This window comes from Desulfosarcina sp. (assembly GCF_041551955.1).
Taxonomy (GTDB): domain Bacteria; phylum Desulfobacterota; class Desulfobacteria; order Desulfobacterales; family Desulfosarcinaceae; genus Desulfosarcina.
This window is the reverse complement of sequence record NZ_JBFELV010000417.1, coordinates 1-4,590: the sequence shown is the minus strand read 5'-3', so window position 1 is coordinate 4,590 and position 4,590 is coordinate 1. Positions and strand designations below refer to the sequence as shown.

The 4,590-nt window shown below is 54.4% G+C and carries 3 protein-coding genes; all 3 read right to left on the bottom strand.

The window, feature by feature from the left end; all coding sequences use genetic code 11:
* Positions 1-1,339 (bottom strand): sodium:solute symporter (locus ABYV26_RS21485; RefSeq protein ID WP_372683407.1); only part of this gene is annotated, 1,339 nt, incomplete at its 3' end.
* A 161-nt stretch (positions 1,340-1,500) separates the two neighbouring features.
* Positions 1,501-3,531, bottom strand: coding sequence for an acetate--CoA ligase (gene acs, locus ABYV26_RS21480; protein WP_372683406.1), 2,031 nt, complete (start codon positions 3,529-3,531; stop codon positions 1,501-1,503).
* 230 nt (positions 3,532-3,761) lie between these two features.
* Positions 3,762-4,340, bottom strand: coding sequence for a TetR/AcrR family transcriptional regulator (locus ABYV26_RS21475; RefSeq protein WP_372683408.1), 579 nt, complete (start codon positions 4,338-4,340; stop codon positions 3,762-3,764).
* Positions 4,341-4,590: the final 250 nt, after the last annotated feature.

Sequence of the window (4,590 nt, the reverse complement as noted above, 5' to 3'; positions counted from 1 at the left end):
CGCCGAGCACTGCACCGACCCGCGGGAATTTGAAGCCCCAGATCACACCGACCAGCAGGACGTACATGACGAAGCCGAATGCCGTGGCCAGCGCACCGAGGATGACCAGGGCAGCTTTGGACGTCATACCCACCACAAGCGCCAGGATGGTCAATACGGTTGCGAAGACACGGTTCATCCAGATCTGCTCAGCATGGCTGGCTTCCTGGTTGCGGATGTAACGCCAGTAGAGGTCGCGAAGGAGAATGGAACCACCGGTACCGATATACGGGGCAGCCGTGGAGTGGATGGCCGCAATAGCTCCCATGAACACGACACCCAGCATGAAGGGCGGCAGGAACTCATTCATCATCGTGGGAACGACGGTAGTATTGTTTAAATCCTGGAAGCTTGCATGTCCAGCCAGCTCCAGAATTTTAGCACCCATACCCTGAAAGGCGGTGAAAAAGAACAGTGCGAAACCGACCACGAAGGTGGACATGAAGGCTTGCTGCCACGCCAGGGGTTTGGGGGATTTGATGCCGAAGGTCCACATGGTGAAGGCCGGCGAGCTTTGGATACCCATCAGGGCAAACATGTAGGTGAGGATCATCACCGCCGTCCAGGCGGATTCACCCGGTGCCCCGCCGAGGTAATCGACCGTGTTGATTACGCGAGGCACTTCAAGGAACTTGGCGTCCAGGTTGTGAACCGCCGCCGAAAATCCAGACCAGCCGCCGAACTGTTCGGCGGTGATCACGTAAAAACCGAGGATGATGATACCGCCCACCAGCAGGATGAACTGGATCACGCCGACCCAGGTGCTGGCCTTCAGACCGCCGGTGCAGACATAAAACCAGACGATAAAGGCCATGAAGATGGCTCCGAAGGTAATCGGTACACCGGCGATCACGTTGAACAATGCCGCCGACGCCATCAACTGCACCGCCGAATAAAAAATGGAATACATGACCGCTGTGATAACGACCAAAAAACGCAGTGGTTCAGAGTTGAAGTAATAGGCGTACATGTCGCCAGGAGTGACGAAGCCGTAGCGTTTGCCCAGCAGCCAGGTGCGCTTGGAAAAGAACGTACCGGTGATGGGAATCGTCAGCACGTAAAACGATGCGAACGCATAGGACAGACCGTCCCGCCAGATCAGGCCCGGATGGCCGATGAAGGTCCATCCTGAAAACGATGCCGCCGTTGCCGCCAGCAGAAAGGCGAAAAAGGGAATGGATCGTCCGGCGATGGAGTAGCCGGAAGAGGTCTTTTCCGTAAAGTACCCTTTAAGCCCCCAGTAAAAACAGTAGATAATGTAAAGACCCAGCATGATATAAACCCACGTGGTTCCACCCATAATTTTTTCCTCCTGTGCCTTTTCGTCAATGAAGTTGACCGGCCGCCAGTAAAGTTATTGGTTCTCCTGATCAATCAAGGGCGCACCATCACCTCCTTTCATGGCTCCTTCGGGCCGGATCGGCAATCGACCCCGATCCAGCCCATTTTGTTTGATATTTTTTATTTGACCATTTGTTTGATCTCTTCCACGATTTCGGGGTTGGCCAGGGTCATGACGTCCCCCACGTCGCGGTTGTTGGACAGAACACCCAGCACGCGGCGCATGATCTTACCCGAGCGGGTCTTGGGCATATCCTTGACGATCCAGACCTTGCGTGGCTTGGCAATTTTTCCGATCTGGTCACAGACCACATCGGATATCTTCTTGGCCATGGCGTCGCTGGCTTCGAACCCGGGCTTGAGGGCGATGTACAGATCCGGCTCTTTGCCCTTGATCTCGTGGTTGACCGGAACCACAGCGGCTTCGGCGACTTCCGGGCACACCAGGGCGGCAGATTCGATCTCCTTGGTTCCCAGACGGTGCCCTGAGACGTTGATGACGTCGTCGATGCGGCCCAGGATCCGGTAGTAGCCGTCTTCGGCCTCCACGGCGGCGTCACCGGTCAGGTAGGGCCAATCACGCCAGTCCGTGCTTTTGGGATCCTTGCAGTAGCGGGCGAAATAGGTGTCCACGAAGCGATCCCGGTCGCCCCAGATGGTTTGGAACATGCCCGGCCAGGGGTTCTGGATGCAGATGTTGCCGGCTTTCCCTGCCCCTCTTTTGACCTCGTTGCCGTCGTCGTCAAAGATGATGGGGTGAATACCCGGCATGCCCGGCCCGGCGCTACCCGGTTTCATTGGGGTGATGGCCGGCAGGGTGCTGCAGAGGAAGCCGCCGGTTTCGGTCTGCCACCAGGTATCCACGATGATGGCTTCACCCTTGCCGACCTCCTTGTGGTACCACTTCCATACAGCCGGCTCGATGGGTTCGCCCACGGTGGTCATGTGTTTGAAATGGTAGGTGTACTTCGCCGGCTCGTCCGGGCCGATTTTCCTCAGGGCGCGGATGGCCGTGGGAGCGGTGTGGAAGATGTTGACGTCCAGATCCTGGGCGATGCGCCAGGCGCGTCCGGCATCCGGGTAGGTGGGTACACCTTCGTAGATGACCGTCGACGCGCAGTTGGCCAAGGGACCGTAGACGATGTAGGAGTGCCCGGTGATCCAGCCGATGTCCGCCATGCACCAGTAGACATCTTCGGGATGGATGTCCTGAACGAACTTGGAGGTCCCGGTTACGTAGGCAAGATACCCGCCGGTGCCGTGCTGGCATCCCTTGGGCTTGCCGGTGGTGCCGCTGGTGTACATCAGGAACAACGGATCTTCGGCATTCATACGCTCCGGTTCCACCCGGGCGCCGTAGTATTTCTTCAGCTGATCGTTGACGAAAAAGTCGCGCCCGTCGACCATGGGGGTCTTGGCTGAGTATTTGCCGGGATAGCGCTGCCAGACCAGCACCTTGTCGACCTTCTGGCCGTCTTTTTCGGCATGCTTGACGGCGATGTCCGCGTTCTGCTTGTGGTCGAGAAGGGTGCCGCTGCGGTAGTAGGCATCCGCGGTGATCAACACGCGGCTTCCCGAGTCGACGATGCGGTCGGCGCAGGCCGTGCCACTGAATCCGCCGAAGACCTGGGAGTGGATCACGCCCAGACGGGCGCAGGCCAGCATGGTGATGGGCAACTCGGGAATCATGGGCATGTGCAGGGTCACCCGGTCACCGCGTTTCAGGCCGGCAAAATCCTTGAGCAGGGCGGCGAATTCATTCACCCGCACATAGAGTTCCTGGTAGGTGATGTGCTCGGTTTTTTCTTCAAGTGGTTCGGGAACGAAGTGAATGGCGGCTTTGTTCTTATTCGCCTTCAGGTGACGATCGATGCAGTTGTAGCTGGCGTTGATCTTGCCGCCCTTGAACCATTTGTAGCAGGGGGCGTCGCTGGTATCCAGAATTTCATCCCAGTATTCGTACCAGGTCAGCAGGTCGGCATATTCCTTGTAACAATTGGGAAAATTATCCAGGCTGAACCGGTCGTAGATGCCTTTGTCCGTCATGTTCGCCTGGGCGATGAATTCCGTCGACGGATAGTAGTAGCCTTCCTCCTGCCAGTGTACGGCAATTTGCGCCTCTGATGTTTCGACAACTTCTTTTTCTGCCATGGGTCACTCTCCTCCGATTAAAGTTGTAAGTTCAGTCGGACTGGTGTGCGTTTGGCTCCTTTTCAATGCGTATTTTTCGTTTCCCCTCTATCGTTAAACCTCCTAGTCCTCAACCATCGGCTCCTGACGATAGCATTTGAAAAGAAGTCCCCCTCCCCTTGTTTAATCCCCCCCCTTTCATCCATTCAGGTTAAATGTTGTCGTCAAGCGAGTAATGGTATGTGCGCCGCTCAATGGCGCATGATCCCGCGAGAAAAGATTTCAAAGGCGGTGTCGAAAGTCTCCTTTAAAAAGTCTTTTTCGCCATTGATAATCTTTTTGCTGGTTTCCCAGAGTATGATGCCAGAAAAAAGAGACCAGAGGATATCGGCAACGGCTGTTGGGTGCCTATCCACAAACATGTTTTTGCGGATGCCTTCTTCAAATATATTGGCCATGACTTTGAGTGAGTTACGGCTCAATGATTCAATCTGGTGCAGAAGGTCTGGGGAGAGGTTTTTCAGCGTTTCACTAGACTGCATATGGAACATGTTGATCAGAATGAGCGGGTCGAATTCATAAACATCGAACATGGCCTCTTTCAGGGCCATGAGGCGCTGTGCCGCATCGGTAAACGGTTCGGCGCTGACGTGTTCCAGGCGGATCATCAGGTATTGAAGAATGCGCAATGAAAGAGAGGCGTAAAGCTCATCCTTGTTCTTAAAATAAAGATATAAGGTCCCGGGGCTCAGTTCCGCTTCTCTGGCGATATCTTCCATGGTTGCCTTGGCAAAGCCCTTGCTCGTGAAAACCCGCTTGGCGGCAACCATGATCTGTTGTCGGCGCCGTTCACGCTCCCTCTCTTTTCTTTCCTGGATCCCCATATTAAATGAATTCCATTTATTTCTTGGAAGAGCTTATATATCTTGCCTTGTATTTGTCAAGTTATATTTGTTCATGTTTTTGAATTAAAACCATATTTTTTACGTATTTTTAGCACTCCAGAGAAACGCTCCGGAGGATGATGCCAAAAGGCATCTTAAAGCATCTTTTTAGCTGTTTATATCTTCAATGAAGGGG

What these genes read in the sequence shown, in the direction of transcription:
- acs (WP_372683406.1), bottom strand. Translation starts at nt 3,531, where the DNA reads ATGGCAGAAAAAGAAGTTGTCGAAACATCAGAGGCGCAAATTGCCGTA.
- ABYV26_RS21475 (WP_372683408.1), bottom strand. Translation starts at nt 4,340, where the DNA reads ATGGTTGCCGCCAAGCGGGTTTTCACGAGCAAGGGCTTTGCCAAGGCA.